The sequence below is a fragment of the Mycobacterium sp. genome (genome assembly GCF_008709575.1).
Classification (GTDB): Bacteria; Actinomycetota; Actinomycetes; order Mycobacteriales; family Mycobacteriaceae; genus Mycobacterium.
In genome coordinates, this window is sequence record NZ_VYIK01000353.1 from 1 (window position 1) to 693 (window position 693).

Annotated in this window: 1 protein-coding gene and 1 pseudogene; one reads left to right on the top strand and one right to left on the bottom strand. The window is 62.6% G+C overall.

Annotated elements, in window-relative coordinates; translation table 11 throughout:
* A pseudogene (locus F6Q13_RS18900) lies at nucleotides 1-413 on the bottom strand (glutamate--cysteine ligase); the annotation flags it as partial.
* 195 nt (nucleotides 414-608) lie between these two features.
* Between F6Q13_RS18900 and F6Q13_RS18905 the strand changes: the two are divergent.
* The coding region (locus F6Q13_RS18905) for a hypothetical protein (protein WP_293058000.1) at nucleotides 609-693 on the top strand (85 nt) is incomplete at its 3' end.

Genomic DNA, 693 nt, shown 5'->3' on the forward strand with positions numbered 1-693 from the left:
AGATGCTCCGGTCTCAGCGTCGGCAGGATACCGATCATCACGATGCGTGCGCTCCGGGCGCTGGCCTTGCTCTGGGCAGCGTTCAGGCTGGCCCGCACTTGGGTTTCCAGATCGAAGGTGCCGCGGCCGGCCAGCGGCCGGGGCATCACGTTCAACTCGATGTTGTAGGCGCCTAACTCGGTCTGATATGCCGGATCGGCAATCGCTTCGAGAACATCTCGATTCGACATCACCGGCTGATAGCCGTCGTCGACGAGGTTGCATTCGATCTCCATCCCGGCCAGCGGGCGATCGAATTCGAACCTGGACTGTGCCAGCATCGTCTCGAAGACGTTCAGACACAACTGCACCTTGCGCCGGTACTCTTGCCGGCGGTCGTGCCCGGAGGTGGAGCGGTTGACCTCTGTGCCCACCCTGCCGATGCAACAGGTTTACCGAACGCTGCGCAAGCCTGCGAAGGCGATCGTCGATCGACGCTTCGCCGCTCCGACCTGGTCTACTCGCTGTGCCGGCCGCTTCGGGCTCCCCGCTCCTTTGCCGGTTGAGCCTGGAATGCGCTATCCATGACGGGTGCGCGCAGCCGGAGCCGTCGCACCCAAGGAGAAAAGATGGCTGATTTCGGTGAGTTCATAATCTCTATCGACCAGGGCACCACCAGCACCCGCTGCATGATCTTCGACCACGACGGGGTCG